The 14748-nt window shown below is 69.7% G+C and carries 11 protein-coding genes and 2 pseudogenes; 8 read left to right on the top strand and 5 right to left on the bottom strand.

Features of this window, described 5'->3' with window-relative positions:
- Nucleotides 1–19: 19 nt before the first annotated feature.
- Entirely contained in the window at nt 20–595 is a 576-nt protein-coding gene (locus R2S09_RS34455) for a transcriptional regulator (protein WP_306192974.1), read from the bottom strand.
- 396 nt (nt 596–991) lie between these two features.
- A pseudogene (locus R2S09_RS34460) lies at nt 992–1162 on the bottom strand (transposase); the annotation flags it as partial.
- A 32-nt stretch (nt 1163–1194) separates the two neighbouring features.
- Between R2S09_RS34460 and R2S09_RS34465 the strand changes: the two are divergent.
- Both R2S09_RS34465 and R2S09_RS34470 read left to right on the top strand, forming a co-directional pair.
- A complete protein-coding gene (locus R2S09_RS34465; protein WP_316745294.1) occupies nt 1195–2475 on the top strand; it encodes a DUF6348 family protein in 1281 nt (426 codons plus the stop codon).
- A 135-nt stretch (nt 2476–2610) separates the two neighbouring features.
- Nucleotides 2611–3042, top strand: a complete 432-nt coding sequence (locus R2S09_RS34470) for a peptidoglycan-binding domain-containing protein (protein ID WP_316745295.1) — start codon at nt 2611–2613, stop codon at nt 3040–3042.
- 835 nt (nt 3043–3877) lie between these two features.
- On the opposite strand, the gene R2S09_RS34475 is transcribed toward R2S09_RS34470, so the two are convergent.
- Nucleotides 3878–5461 carry a helix-turn-helix transcriptional regulator gene (locus tag R2S09_RS34475; RefSeq protein WP_316745296.1) on the bottom strand — a complete coding sequence of 528 codons (1584 nt, stop codon included), beginning with the start codon at nt 5459–5461 and terminating at the stop codon, nt 3878–3880.
- Nucleotides 5458–5772 carry a helix-turn-helix transcriptional regulator gene (locus tag R2S09_RS34480; RefSeq protein WP_306192922.1) on the bottom strand — a complete coding sequence of 105 codons (315 nt, stop codon included), beginning with the start codon at nt 5770–5772 and terminating at the stop codon, nt 5458–5460. The genes R2S09_RS34475 and R2S09_RS34480 overlap by 4 nt, the downstream gene beginning before the upstream one ends.
- 529 nt (nt 5773–6301) lie before the next feature.
- Here R2S09_RS34480 and R2S09_RS34485 point away from each other — a divergent pair.
- Complete coding sequence (locus tag R2S09_RS34485) at nt 6302–7096, top strand: SDR family oxidoreductase (protein ID WP_316745297.1); 795 nt, start codon at nt 6302–6304, stop codon at nt 7094–7096.
- A gap of 174 nt (nt 7097–7270) precedes the next feature.
- Here R2S09_RS34485 and R2S09_RS34490 read toward each other — a convergent pair whose 3' ends face one another.
- Nucleotides 7271–8263, bottom strand: coding sequence for an AraC family transcriptional regulator (locus R2S09_RS34490; RefSeq protein WP_306192924.1), 993 nt, complete (start codon nt 8261–8263; stop codon nt 7271–7273).
- A 149-nt stretch (nt 8264–8412) separates the two neighbouring features.
- Between R2S09_RS34490 and tnpA the strand changes: the two genes are divergently transcribed.
- The 5 genes and pseudogenes from tnpA to R2S09_RS34515 all read left to right on the top strand — a co-directional run bounded on the left by tnpA (nt 8413) and on the right by R2S09_RS34515 (nt 14422).
- Nucleotides 8413–8850, top strand: a complete 438-nt coding sequence (gene tnpA, locus R2S09_RS34495; RefSeq protein WP_316745298.1) for an IS200/IS605 family transposase — start codon at nt 8413–8415, stop codon at nt 8848–8850.
- Nucleotides 8847–9836 (top strand): annotated as a pseudogene (locus R2S09_RS34500) (RNA-guided endonuclease InsQ/TnpB family protein); the annotation flags it as partial. The gene tnpA and the pseudogene R2S09_RS34500, both read left to right, overlap by 4 nt.
- Nucleotides 9837–10064: 228 nt before the next feature.
- Entirely contained in the window at nt 10065–10571 is a 507-nt protein-coding gene (locus R2S09_RS34505) for an anthrone oxygenase family protein (RefSeq protein ID WP_316745299.1), read from the top strand.
- Nucleotides 10572–11557: 986 nt separating this feature from the next.
- Nucleotides 11558–13474, top strand: coding sequence for a SpoIIE family protein phosphatase (locus R2S09_RS34510; RefSeq protein ID WP_316745300.1), 1917 nt, complete (start codon nt 11558–11560; stop codon nt 13472–13474).
- A gap of 468 nt (nt 13475–13942) precedes the next feature.
- Nucleotides 13943–14422, top strand: coding sequence for an alcohol dehydrogenase catalytic domain-containing protein (locus tag R2S09_RS34515; RefSeq protein WP_316745301.1), 480 nt, complete (start codon nt 13943–13945; stop codon nt 14420–14422).
- Nucleotides 14423–14748 lie beyond the last annotated feature (326 nt).

Raw genomic sequence — 14748 nt, forward strand, 5'->3', positions numbered from 1 at the left:
TCGCTCTGGGACAGTCCTGCTACGCGGCGAACCCGACGTTGGTGACGTACTCGTACTGGCCCCACTCGGAGCCGAGGTCCACCACCGCGTCACTGATCCAGGCGTCGTCCATGGCCTCTTCGTCGTCGTTGGCCCATGCCTCGACGATGCGGTCCCAGTGGCGCACGTTGAGCGTGCGGTAGGAGACCACGCGCTGGCGGGGCCGGCCGACCTGGGACTGATTGAGCGGGTGGAACTCGACACGGGTGCCGCGGCCTTCACGGTTGAGGCGCGCGAGCAGATAGCGGGCGACATTCTGTCGGCGCACCATTCGGTAGGCCGTCTGGATGCGCGCCAGGTTCTTCTTCGACGGACTGCGCTTGCCGTCCAGCCACGCCTTGAGCGTGCGGTCGGTGACGGTCAGGCCGGCCTCACGGGCCGCCTCACGGGCGTGGTCGGTGCGGGTGAGGTAGTGCAGACGGGCGAGCAGGCCACGACGTGCCGTGATCGGCGTGGCGATGAAGCCGGCGAGCGCATCGAGCCGGCGAGCGACGGCCTCGTGTCCCTTGATGCCACGGGCACCGTATGTACCGAACTCGATATTCCTCTCCGGCACCACCGTCTCCTCAGCCTGCGAACATGTGACAGAACCGCGAGCGCACCTATCTCTGAGCGTGTGTCAAGGATACCGGGTTCCGCGACGCGGAAGTACAGCCTCCCGATTGCTGGAGACCGGTCGGGACAGCACATTTGCACCGCGCACTGCCCCGATATCACTCCGCTTTGAACCGTGTCGCCCCTCGCCCTTTTCGTACGGTCCGACCCTTGCCGTACATTCTGCCCTGCCGGCACGGCAGCCCCGTGCGGTGATGTGGCATTCGCGTCAGCGAGCGCTTGGCGCGGGTTCTCGCCGTCTCAGCGGCATGGCGGGCCTGCCGTGCAGCGCGCTCTGTCCGGCGGCTCAAATCCGTGCACGGTCGAGTGGAGCTTGGTGGTCAAGAGGTCCTGACCATGTCATGCCGGAGCCGAAGCCGAGATCCTGCGGAAGGTGTTCCCAGGAGATCCCGGTGCGCAGCACGAACAAGATCCCCTGGAACACCAGCCGGTCCGGATGCCGCTTGCGCCCTGGGTGCCGAGTCCGGCGCTCCACCTCGGGCAACAGCGGTTCGATCAGCGCCCACAGCTCGTCATCGACATCTAAGTAGGATCCACCGCATGTCCTGGATACGAAGCCGTGCCCGCAGGGCCGAGCAGCCCGACGAGCGCCTGCCCGACACCGAGTTGCTCGCCCTGGTGAAGGCCGGCCTTGAGGCCTTCGCGCCCGGCGTGACGGAGGGTGCCGAGCTCAAGGGTAACTCGCTGCTCAGTCCGCACGGCTGGGCGGTAGCGGTGGCCCCGCCCCGGCACGGGGGTGGTCGGCACTACGACCTGGTCGCGCTGCCGGATGTCAGCATCCAGCCGGACGTGCCCTGCTTCACGGACTGCGTGGTGGCGATATCCGCCGATCCTCGCGAGGCGGCCGACGCATGGGTGCAGACGGCCGGAGCCTGCCTGCTCGAACTCCTCGACCAGCGTGAGCGCTTCGCGGACCAGGCGGGTCCCGAACACGAACGCGGCGTGCCCGGCTGGCGCTCGATCATCTCCGGCGCTGTGGCCTTCGGCCTCGACACCTCCGAGAACCGGCGGATGCAGGGTGCTCTGCTGGAGGCCAACGTGCTGCACCGCGTCTCGGACACGTTCATCGCGGACCTGGAATCCCCGTTCTTCAACGGCGTCAAAGTCTTCTACGGCGGGCGACCGGGCGCGATGGAGACGGAGGTTCGGGTCAACGGCGAGCGCCACGAAGCCGCCTCGGCCGCCATGGCGGCGCTGAACCTGCCCGAGCCGACTGCGTTCACTGCGGTGCGTTACTACGCGCTGCTGCTCCCGCTGTCGGCTGACGGCGCCACACCGAGCGGTCCCGCGACCGACCTCGACACCCACCACGCCCACGACGCGGGGTGCTCCTGCGGCGGAGAACTGGACCCTGAGCACCCGGGCTTCGAGCTGACTCTGCCCCACCTGGTCGCGGAACTCTCCGAGGAGGAGCGGGCCAAGCGCGTGCAGGTCGACACCGGGGCGATGATGGTCGCAGACGGCGTTGGCAACTTCCTCAAGGTGCGCCTCCCGATCCCGCTTGAGGACGGCCGCACGGTGGTCTTCCTGGTCTGGATCTACCTCGCGGCCCAGGTGATCGAGGAGTTCGTAGCGCGGGTCCACGACGGCACCCTGCCCGGACACCGCTTCGAGGGCCTGCTGTGCAACGCCGTCGGGCCGTGGGGCGAGGAGGTGCTGCGCGCACCGGTCGTCCTTGAGGGCCAGCCGATCAAGAGGGAGGGGCGGGTTCCCTACTGTGAGGTGGTCGCATCCACTCACCCGTTGTTGGCCAAGGTGCTGAACGATCGCTGGCCGGCGGAGTTCGTGCTCGGCGAGCACGATCCCCGACTTTCCCCGTGAGCTGACCGCAGTTGTTGCTCAGCGGGACGGGATGCCTGCAGCGATCGCCGCGCGCCCCGGTTCTCCCCCAGATGCGGCCCGCGAGGCACCAGCGCAGCATGGAAGAAAGGGCACGCACCTGTGATGGAGGTGGTGATGAGCATGCGGCGTGCATACACCGTCGCCGCGGCCCTTGTATTCCCGGTTGCCCTGTCAGCAGGGCCGGCCGCCGGCGCCTCGCACGACACTCCACCGACCGTGTCCGGCAAAGTCGTCCATGCAGAGAAGTCGAAGGGTCCAACGATGCGCAAGGACGGCCCCGGTCCGGACGACGTTTGCAACTACACCAAGAAGCGACCCAACCTGCAGCGCGATTCCGCCGGGCCAGCCGTCCAACAAGCACAGTGCTACCTAAATCACGCCATCGGCGCAAACCTGGATGAGGACGGCAAGTTCGGCAGCGAAACCCGGAACGCGACCAGGGCCTCCCAGCAATGCGCGGAAATCAATACTGACGGGCGCGTAGGAGCTCAAACCTGGTCCTTCCTCTCCTTCTGGGCCAACAGTTCAGGCGCACCCTACTGCTGACGTCACTTGGGACAGACTGCCAACTCTCGCACACGTGCGGCCCACCACCCCGCCACTCGATCAGCTCCGCGTGCGCGGCTACGTCCAGTGCGTCCCAGCCCTCAAGGCCCGCCTGCTGCGGGAGCACCATGAGGTCGTGCAGCGAGTACGGTGCCCAGGATCTCCCCGTCGGCACGCCCTCGCCGCCCACCGTCTGGCATCGGGAACCGTGACACCCGGGAAGCCACCGGCCTGCAGTTGGGCGGGCGCCTGGCGACCGCAAACCCTGGCTCCCGCTGGGAGGGAGGTCCGCAACGCCCAACTCCTTGCGTGCGGCATCCAGGAATGGTTCCCGGCGCTCGGCCATGTGATCCCACACGTCCCGGCCTCTCGGAAGTTCCCGATACACCACATCGTGTAGCCGCAACACATAGTTTTCCGCCGCCTTACGCAACTCCGGCGAACCGACAAGTTCGATGCACCTCTGCAGGAACCACAGATGACTGGCAGCCGCTTCCTGCGGATTCCAGGGGCCTTGTGGCTTCGTCGGCCGGCGCGGTGCCGCGTTCGGGGGCGAATGCGATGGCCTCGGGCGGACAGCCACGGTGGATCAGCCAGGACAGCGCTATGGAAGACAGCGGCAGTTGCGCCTGCACGAAACGGAACGTGCCTCTGTGGTGGTCCCGTTGCAGGTAAAGAGCCGGCGGATGCCCACGCTCCCGGTCGCGTCGCTGGCACCTGTGCCTCGGGCAGCTTGGGGCGACGGTTGTCGACCAGCGCGGCGCGGCCTGCGTCGCTCAAGCTGGCCGGCGCGGCGGGGTGTGGCGGGTGTCGAGGCCGGCGAGACCGGGGGACTTTAGTCCGGGGCGGCGGGTGTGCCGACGGTGTAGACGTCCTTGACCTTCATCTCGGTGACGCCGCGTCCCTCGGGGAAGACCGCGCGCCAGTCTCCGATCACGTGCAGCTCGTCGGTGCCCATCGCGCGGACGACCATGAGGCCCTCGTCGTACGCGCGGTGCGCCTTCCACCACAGGTTCACGAAGGCCTGGGAGCGGATGAGGTGCATCCAGTCGGTGCGGTAGATCTCCCGGTTGTAGTTCGACTCCCCCATCGTGGAGACGAACTTGGAGTACATCGCCTTCACGTACTCCAGCGTCACCTCGTCGTTGTCGGTGATGGCCCGCTCCCGGGCGTCCTTGAGCGCGATGCGGAACTTCTCCAGCAGGCTCTCGGTGGCCCCTGACGTCCAGGACTCGTGGATCTGCGGGGGGTCGCACAGGGCGTGCTTCGGGCCCGCCAGGCGCAGCAGCAGGCGCAGGGTCGGCTCGGTCACCCACAGCGGGCCGGGCTCGTCACGGCTGCCGATCGGGTTGGGCAGGTAGGCGTCGTGTTCCCAGTCGGGCGGGGTGATCAGATGGACGCCGGCGCGCCGGCGGTCGTGGTGGTCGCCGGCGGAGTGTTCCAGCTGGCCGATCGGGAGGTGGGTCTTGAGTGCGGACAGGTATGCGCCGTTGACGTCGAGCGCGGTCACCTCGTGCTCGCCGGGCGGCAGTTCGCAGCGCGACCACTTGGGCCGGGCCTCCCAGATCCGGTCGGCGCCGCGCGCGGTCTGCTTGCGCAGGATGTCGGGCAGCCAGGGGTGGGCGACGATGTCGTACCGGCCGCCCTTGCGGGTCTCGTCCAGCAGCGCCATCGCGTCCGGGATGGCCCGCTTCACCAGTGCTGCGGTCGCCGCTTCGATGTCGCCGCAGTGGGCGGCGAGGGCGGCGGTGACGGCGGAGCCGATCAGGTCCGGGGTGTCGGCGGTCTTCAGGCGGCGGCCGGCGGGTACGACCCTGAGCCCGCGCGCCGCCTGGTCCTGCCTCCCGGCGGGCGCCGGCCGGCGGGGCTCCCTGTGCGGAGCGGGCTTCTGCGGCCGTGCGGGCTCGCGCGCGTGTGTGCGCTCGGCCGTGCCGCAGTCGGCGGGGTCCAGGTGCTGCGGGAATCCGGCGACCTGGTGGGAGGCGGGCTGCCCGCACAGCACACAGGGCTGGGGCGCGGACAGGGCCTCAACGTCGTCACCGTCTGCCGGACCTGGCTCCTGCTCGACGCTGACGGTCCCGGCCGGGGTGTTGTCCACGCCCTCCTCGGCCGGGGCCTCCTCGTCCACGCCCTCCTCGTCCGGGGCCTCCTCGGCCGGGGCCTCCTCGGCCGCGGCGGCAGCCATTTTGGCCCGGGCTCCTTCGAGGAAGTACGCGTACTTCTCCCGTACTTCACCGCTCGGGTCCCGTCCGGACTCCCAGCCCCCGACCGTGGACGGGCTGACGTTCAAGGCCTGCGCGAGCTGGGCGCGTGAAAGGCTCAGGCCCTCGCGCAGGGCGCGCCGCTCCTCGGCGGGCGGCAGCGGGACCTCCTTCCTGGCCCCGGCGAGCAGAGCGTCGATCGCGTCGAAGTTCGTCATCGAGCTCCCCCGTCCCCTGCGGCCGCAGCGCGTGCGGTGCTGACGTGGCGGGCATGGCCGCGACGGCGTTCAGCGGGCAGCGCCTCAAAGGCCCGGGTGGGTCCCGCCAGGAGTTCGAGGACGTCGATGCCGTAGTGTGCGGCGACCGCGTCGCAGTCGGCCAGGGTCCATGCGGCTGTGCCGGACTGCCGGCGGCTCACCTGGGATTGGCCCACTCCCAGGGCCGCGGCGAGGTCGGTCTGCGACTCGCCGGTCGCGTGCAGGAGCGCGGCCACGGAGGACCGTACCCGCTCATCCAGACTCGTGCGCATGGTGACAACTTACCAGCAGAAACTCATGATTCATGCGGATCCCGCATGAGAGGTCGTGGGGTGGCGGACTGCTCGACGTCCGACCGCACCGCCCGTTCGAGTGGCGTACCCGGCGGCGCTCTCCAGCCAGCTGGGGACAAGACGAGACAGGAGACGGGGGGCGGCCCTTGCCCAGGGCGCGGGAACGTGGGGGCCGCCCCGGCCATGCGTCCTGTCAGCGCAAGGCACCACGACACCAAACTGCAGCCCGCCGCTTCGCTCGTTGCGTTGCATCAGCTGGACGCATACCGGCCCGCAGAGCACGGTGTCGCCACCGAGGCCTGGAGGCTCTGGCTCAGGGGCGCAGCCCTCGGCAACGGGGCGAACGTGGGACATCGCTGAGGCACATGGCCTAACCCCGGCGCAGGTCATGCTGTGCCGGCACCTGCGGGCTGGGAACATCGTGATCCCCAAGTCCGTCACCCCCGACCTGACGGGCGGCACCAGGTACGCCGTAGCAGCGCCACCGCCTCGACGAGAAGAACCCATCATGCAGATCGATCTCTCCGGCCGCACCGCTCTGGTCACCGGCTCCACCCAGGGCATCGGCCTCGCCATCGCCACCGGCCTCGCCCGCGCGGGAGCCAGCGTCGTCGTCAACGGGCGCGGCGAAGAGCGCGTCGCGGGCGGCGTCCGTACCGTGCGTGCCGGCTCCGGCAGCGACGACGTCACCGGCGCCGTGGGCGACCTGGCAACCGAGCAGGGCAGCGCCGCCGTGCTGAAGGCCGTGCCCACGGTTGACGTCCTCGTCAACAACCTCGGCATCTTCGGCACCGCCGCTGCACTGGGGATCGACGACGCCGAGTGGCGCCGCTACTTCGAGGTCAACGTCCTGTCCGCGATCCGGCTCATCCGCGCATACCTGCCAGGCATGAAGGAACGCGGCTGGGGACGGATCCTCAACCTCGCCAGCGACTCGGCGGTGGTCATCCCCGCCGAAATGATCCACTACGGCATGACGAAGACCTCGCTGCTCGCCGTCAGCCGCGGGTTCGCCAAGGACGCCGCCGGCACCGGCGTCACCGTCAACTCCGTCATCGCCGGGCCGACCCACACCGGCGGAGTCGAGGAGTTCGTCCGCGAACTCGTCGGCAACGAGCTGCCCTGGGACCAGGCGCAGCACGAGTTCATGGTCAAGCACCGTCCCCAGTCCCTGCTGCAGCGCCTCATCGAGCCCGAGGAGATCGCCAACATGGTCGTCTATCTCGCCTCGCCCCTCGCCTCCGCCACCACCGGCGGCGCCCTGCGCGTCGACGGCGGCTACGTCGACTCCATCCTCCCCTGAGCCGTCGCCGACCAACTGCGTCCCCGCCCCGCCCGGTGCCAGGGCTGTGGCCGGACCGTCCTGCGCAAAGGGCGGTCCGGCCACAGGCCGAATTGCGGTCTCGCAGGCCGAAGGGACACCCCCGGGATTCCCTCCACATGCGCTTGCAGTCATCTTCCGGTCGACCGGCTGCCTTTAGTAGGGGGCGGCTGCCGCGGTGCGCTCCCGGTGCTGCTGCGGGCTGAGCCCGCGGACCCGTTTGAAGGCCGCGCTGAGCGCGAAGGGGCTGCCGTAGCCGACCCTGCGGGCGACGGAGGCGATGGTGGCGTCCGGCTCGCGCAGCAGGTCGGCGGCCAGTGCCAGCCGCCAACCGGTCAGATACGCCATCGGCGGCTCGCCGACCAGGTCGGTGAAGCGGCGGCCGAGGGCGGCCCGGGACACGCCGGTTCTGGCGGCCAGGTCCGCGACGGTCCAGGGGTGGGCGGGGTCGTCGTGCAGCAGTCGCAGCGCCGGCCCGACGACCGGGTCGCTCTGGGCGGCGTACCAGGCGGGGGCTCCGCCCTCGGGCCGGGCGAACCAGGTCCGCAGCACCGCGATCAGCAGCAGGTCGAGCAGCCGGTCGAGCACCACCTCCTGGCCGGGCTCGTCCCGGACGATCTCCTCGCTCAGCAGCGCGGGCAGCGGGCTGGACCAGGCGTCCTGCGCCAGCACCAGCACCTGCGGCAGAGCGGACAGCAGCCGGCTGCTGATCTCGCCGCGCATCTGGTAGGTGCCGCTGATCATCACCGCGGACAGCGGGGTCTGCTTCGCTGCGCTGTTCCCGGCGCCGTCCGCCCCGTCGGGCCCGTCACCCCAGGTCCGCACTCCCAGGCTCATCTGCTCGCACAGTTCGTTGCCGTCGGTGTCGGTGGAGACCTGGCCGGGCCGGATGACGATCTGCGGCTCGGTCCGCCGGTCGCCGGCGACGACGTACGGCTCCGGTCCGCGGATCACCGCGATGTCGCCACAGTGCAGCGGCCGCGCCTGTCCGTCGTCGGTCCTGATCCAGGCGTCGCCCCTGGCCATGTGGATCAGGGTGAGCGGTGCCAGGTCGGCGATCCTGACCGACCAGGGCGGGGTGAGGACCGACCGCAGCAGGAACGCGCCGCGCGCCCGCGGCCCGTCGAGGAGGGTGGCCAGTGCGTCCATCAGGACCTAGCCAGGGGACGCCCCGCTTGAGCGGGGTGGGGAATGGCTTTTTTGGGCTGCTCTGATCTCAACTGGGTGCACGGATCTGCACTGTTCACCTGTGCCGCCTTTCTGCCGCATTAGACCTGCGGCGTGTGTAGAGTGACCGCATGGCCGTGACCAGGAAGGTTCGCCGATTCTCCAGCGGCGTGCACGACCTCGGACTCCACATCGTGTGGTGCCCGAAGTATCGCCGTCCGGTCCTCGGTGGCCGGGTCGCGGAACGACTGGAGGAACTGATCCGGCAGAAGGCCGACGAGCGCGGCTGGGAGATCATCGCCCTTGAGGTGATGCCCGACCACGTCCACCTCTTCGTGAAGCACGACCCGAAGTCGTCGGCCTCGTACGTGGCCAACCAGTTCAAGGGCTTCACCTCCCGCGTCCTGCGCGAGGAGTTCCCGCACCTGAAGTCGCGGATGCCGACCTTGTGGTCGTCGTCGTACTTCGCGGCATCGGTCGGTGCCGTGTCGGCGGCGACGGTCGAGAAGTACATCGACACCCAGTGGGAACGCCCGCGGAAGGAGGAGGAGGAGGAGGACAGCTCGTGATCCGCGCGTACAAGTTCCTCCCGCGCCCCACAGCCCGTCAGACGGCCGCGCTGCGCGAGATGCCGGCGGACCACTGTTCGCTGTACAACGGCGCCCTGCAAGAGCGCCGTGACGCCCACCGACACGCCTCGAAGACCACGATCCGCTACGGCGACCAGTCCGCCCAGCTCAAGGCGATCCGGACCTTCGACCCCGAGCGGCAGGGCCGCTGATCGTTCTCCTCCCAGCAGGCCACCTTGCGGCGCCTGGACAAGGCGTTCGCTGCGTTCTTCCTCCGGGTCAAGGCGGGTGAGAAGCCCGGGTACTCGCGCTTCAAGGGCGTCGGCCACTTTGACACCGTCGCCTTCCCGAAGGACGGCGACGGCTGCCGCTGGGACTCCACCACCTCCGACGGCGAGCACGTCGCCGACCCCCGCTTCCTCGACGCGGTGGCCGGGGAACTGGCCGAGGCTCAGCGGCACCTTGCGAGGTTCCCCAAGCGGACCCGGCAGCCGACCAAGCGCCACCGCGCGGCGGCCCGACAGGTCGCCACGCTGCAGGCCAGGATTCGGCGGCAGAGCGCCGACTTCCACCACAAGACCGCCCGCACGCTGGTCCGTGACCACGACGTGATCGCGCACGAGCGGCTCAACACGGCGGGCATGACCAAGAGCCCCGCCCCCAAGCCCGACCCCGAGCAGCCCGGCGGCTTCCTGCCGAACGGTGCTGCCGCGAAGGCCGGTCTCAACCGCAGCGTCCTGTACGCGGGTTGGGCGCAGTTCCTCGCAATCCTGGCGAACAAGGCTGAGAGTGCCGGTCGCCTCGTGGTCCCGGTGGACGCGCGCAACACCTCCCGTGCATGCCCCGAGTGCGGGCATGCCGCGAAGGAGAACCGCGGAACGCAAGCGAAGTTCGCATGCACGGCGTGCGGGTTCACGGCGAACGCGGACCACGTCGGCGCGACGAACGTCCTCGACAGGGCCGGGCTGGTCCTCTGCGACGTAGCCCAGCCATCGACACAGGAAGCCCGCGCGTCTACGCGTGGGTGGAGTCACGGCCACAGAGTAGGTGTGGACGCCTGCGTATGGGGATGAGCTTCTCGGCGATGGCCGGGCGATGTGCCGCGCGGATTCACTTAAGTCATGACGCAGAACACGCCACCCGCGCTATCCGCGCCGCCGGCACCGCTCGCGCCCGCCCCGCTTCGCGCCGGCCGCCCGACCCGAGGAGTTGCCGTGACCGGCGACCTGCGCAGCCTGGTGCTGCTTGCCGCCACGCTCACCACCGGTCTGATGGCCGGACTGTACTTCGCCTTCTCCGTCGCCGTGATGCCCGCTCTGGCGCGGGCCGACGACCGTACGTTCATCGGGACGATGCAGCGGGTGAACGTGGTGATTCTCAACGGCTGGTTCGCACTCGCCTTCGGCGGCGCCCTCGTGCTCGGTGTGGTCGCCGCGGTGCTGCACCGCGGCGGGGCGGGGCGGTCCGCCCTGCCCTGGATCATTGCGGGCGTCGTGCTCTACGCGGCCTCGCTTGTGGTCACGATGGGCTTCAACGTGCCGCTCAACAACCACCTGGCGGACGCGGGAGCGCCGGCGCGCATCCACGATCCGGCGACGGTTCGGGCGCGGTTCGAGTCGGCATGGGTGCACTGGAACATCGCACGGACCCTGGTCACCGGCGGCGCGCTCGGCTGCCTGGTGTGGGCGATGCGGATGGCGGGCGGTACCGGCCGTATATGACGTCCGGTTGCCCGCCGGCTCCGCCCGAGCACTCACCCCTGCACGCCGGAGCGCACTCATGCGCTGTCCCACAGCAGCAGTTCGCAGCCCCCGGCAGCACGCGGCAAGTGCCGCGCCGGTGTGGGATCGGGCGCATGGCCGGTCCGGGTGCTCTACGGCGAGTCGTCGTACACACGGTGGCCAGGGGAAGGCCGACGAGGTCGCAGACGGCTTCGCCGGAGGGCCCGCGCAGGCGGGGAGCGCCTTTGATGTCCAGTTGGTGGTCGGCAGTCGGCTCACGGCTTTGAACAACTGCGGGCTCTTCGCTGTCCGAGTCCTGCGGTCGGCGTCGTTGGCCGGTGACCGCAGGGTGGCGTTGTCGCGGCGGCCGCGTCGGCGTCGGGACAGCCCCGCACGGAGGTTGAGTACATGACAAGTAACCGAGGGTGCATGGATGGGCACGCTTTACCACGGCCAGACCTTTCTGGTCGAGAGCAAGCAAAGCGGCTGGGCCTACGGCGACATCAACCGCCACGTCTGGGTCCAGGACGGCTGGTTCTGCTGACCGTCACGCCGGGGCCCGCCCGATCCTGAGCAGGTCGCCACCGGCGCTCGTCGACGCGCGTCGATCGCCGCGCGGATCGGCACAGTGAGCCCGAACCGGGTCGGCGCCCTGCTCCTTGTGGTCGCGACGCTTGCGGTGATCGTCCGGGCCGGCGTGCCCCTGGCGTCGTACGAGACGTTCCGGGAGACCCGCCGCCGTGACCGACTGCGCCGCCTTCTTGTCGGCTTGCACCGGCTGGGACCCTGCTCCCGGCTGACCACACCTTGCCCTCGACCGGGTCGGCAGTGGGAATGTCCTCGTCATGAGCGACAGGGGGAACGACCTGCCCTGCGGCGGATACTGTTATTGAAGAACAATAGGGATATATCGCTCGACGATGGTCAGGGAGCGGCACGTGGACACCTCGGACGAACTTCTTCAGAGGGCTACACCGTCGGCTTTTTTGACCCCGGACGGTGTCATCTGCTCGCTCAACGCCGCGATGGCCGCGGCACTGGGCAGGCCGCGGGAACAGTCCGTGGGCCATGGCTTCGTTGATCTGCTCTCCGAGGATCAGCGCATCTCGGCTGAGAGCCTGCTGGTGCACGGGGCCACGACGAAGATGGTTGCGATGCGTGTGCTGGAGTTTCCCGGCACGGGCACCGCATCCGCGGCCTGCCTCCTCGAGGCGCGGCCGGTGACGGATCACGCGAGTGGCGAGCGGCTCGTGTGGCTGCATTCGTTGGACGCGGAACACGACCTCGGTGGTCTGCTGATCCCGTTCCAGCTTGCGGCGAAGGACGCCGGCCTGGGCCTGTGGATGTGTTCCCCCGATGAGCACCAGCTGGAGTCGCTGGGGGGCGCACCCGCCCTGGCCACGCTCTTCCCGCAGCCGTCGGTGCCCCTGTCCGAGATGATCAGTCGAGTGCACCCTGATGACCGAAGCGACGTGCAGCGGCTTGTGCGCCCGTCCGCCGCCCAGTCCCCGTGGATCAGGGCGCGGTTCCTCACCGAGGACGGCGACCGGCGTGTCCTCGCGGGCCAGACCCGCCGGGTCCAGTTGGGATACGGCGGCCCCGAACGGGTCTTCGCGGTGGTCCGCGACGACACCCAGTCGGAGGCACACCGCCAGAAGATGCTGGCCGAGGTGAGCGCGGAACGGCAGCGCGCCGACGGGATCACCGCGTTCTCCTCCGCCCTGTTCACCGCCGCCACCGAGCAGGAACTGCAGCAGGTTGTCCTGGCCCGGCTCGCCGCGGCCGTCGGAGGTTGCGGCGCGCTCTTCGCCGTCGTCGACGACGGGCGCTTGCGGGTCTCCTCGGATGCCGGGATTCCCTTGTGGGAGGCTGGTGCTCTGCACGGCCTGTCGCTGGACGAGGACCGGCCGTTGCCCTGCGTGATCCGTACCGGTCAGGCGCAGTTCTTCCCCAACCACGAGGAGTTCGTCCGCCGTTGGATGCATGATGACAGTCTGTCCGTGCCGCGCCCCGTCCCCGGCACCGCCTTGTCGATCACCCCCCTCAGCCCGCCGGACGACCAGCCGCTCGGGGCCTGGGTGGTGACGTACGACAGTGAGCACCCCCCGTCCTCCGAGAAGCTCGCCTTCACGACGGCTCTGGCCGAATTGGCAGGCCAGGCGCTGAGGCGCATCAGGTTGCAACAAGCCCACGTCGAGCTGTCCACGGCGGTCCAGCAGAGCATGCTCCCGACGCTGCCGGAGCACCTCCCAGGCCTGCAGATCGCCGCCCGCTATCAGCCCAGCCGGGACGGGCTGGACGTCGGCGGAGACTGGTACGACGCGTTCTTCCTGCCCGACGGTGCGGTCGCACTGGAAATCGGCGACGCTCAAGGGCACGACGTGGATGCCGCGGTTTTCATGGGCCAGGTGCGCTCGTCCATGCGCGCGATCGCCGCCCACGAGCCTGAGCCGGGAACGGTGCTGGCGCGTACCAACGAGTTGCTCGTCGCGATGGACGTGCCACGCTTCGCAAGTTGCATCATGCTGCACGTCGATCCGCAGGACGGACAGGTCATCGGCACCAGCGCAGGCCATGTGCCGCTGCTCCACGCACGCGACGACGGCAGCCACACCATCCGCGCACTTCCCGGCGGGCCGGTCCTGGGAATCGTGCCCGACAGCGAGTACCCCGAGGAGACCTTCACCTTGGAAGAGGGCACCGCGCTGGTCATGGTCACCGATGGTGTGGTCGAAGGGCCGGGCCTGACCCTGGAAGCCGGACTGGAGCGAGCGGGAGCGCTGGCCGGTCGAGCCCTCCAGGACCGGCTCGACGTCGAGGCGACCGCAGACCGAATCCTCGGCGCGGTGGCCGCGGTGGACCACCTCGACGACGTGGCCGTGCTGGTCATCCGACGCGCATGAGACCCGATGCTCTTCCCTGGGCGGAAAGCCGCGCCCCCGAGTGAATTGCGCCGTCCGGATACAACGGGCCGGAACGCATGGGCCGTGCTCCATCGCCCTGGCCGTGTCCCGCCGGCACCATGCCGGCGGCTCGGGGCGCCACGACAGCAGCCGCGCGGCGCCCACAGTTGGTTGGCTGCACGGCCCGCGGACTCCTTGCGCCTTTTTGAAGCGTCTCCATCCCACGGTTGGCCCAGTCAGTCGCTCTTCAAATTGACCGCATGACCGGGCCACCAGCTGCATACGCTCGACACCGATGCGGCTGAGACCACGAGCGACCTCAATCAGGAGTGCCGCGGTTGATACTGCTGCCTGCTTTGGGTTCCCGGCCCGTACCTCCCGGTCGGCCGGACTGAGTGAGAGGCCGAAGATCTGCTGTGAAGGCGTGCGGAGTGTCCGGGGCCGAGAAGGGAAGCCGCCCTGCTGGAGTTGTCCGAACCGTCATCGCCCGGGCCCGGTCAGATCCTGGTGGCGGTTGAGGCGGCCGGGGTCGGCCCGTGGGACCGACTGCTCAACGGCGCCGGCTGGGACGTGGGGCTGCGCCCCCCGGCAGCGCTGGGAGTGGAGGGCGCGGGCAAGGTGCTCGCCGTCGGCGCGGGTGTCACCGGGTTTGCCGCAGACGACCGGGTACTCGCACACGAAGCCCCGCTGCGCGGGGGAAGCGGCTTCTGGCCCGAACGCGTTCTGATCAACGCGGATCACACGGCAGCGTGCCCACCCGATCTTGACGCCGTGCACGCGGCGGCACTGCCGGTCAACGGACTCACCGCGTTGCAGGCCCTGGAGGAGCTGGACCTCAGCCGAGAACAGCGGCTCCTGATCACCAACGGAGGCGGGGCCACCGGAGCCCTGGCCATCCAGCTCGCCGCGGCCAAGGATCTGCCAGGCCGCTGCGGTCGCGTCATGTAGCCAGGATGGGGCCGGCTGGCCACCGATCCGGCCTCGACCTCCCAGCGAGCACCGCCGAGCAGGTGCCACAGCCCAGCAGGGTCACGATGTCCGGCATACTCGGCCAATCGCCAGCCGTTCTCGCGGCCCACCGGCGCCTGCAGGCCGCGGACGCAGTCCCCCATCCACCACCGCAGATCCCCACGACCGAACCCGCCCCCCACCCGAACGAAGACCAACTCCAACTCCTCACCAAAACCCCCGACTTCAGCCTCTCTTGCAAGGAACCCCGGGTCTTCAGGCCCGAGGAATTGCATCATGAGCGGGGCGGCGCGGAGCGCCGCCGT

The organism is Streptomyces sp. MK7 (assembly GCF_032658145.1).
Classification (GTDB): Bacteria; Actinomycetota; Actinomycetes; order Streptomycetales; family Streptomycetaceae; genus Streptomyces; species Streptomyces spiralis.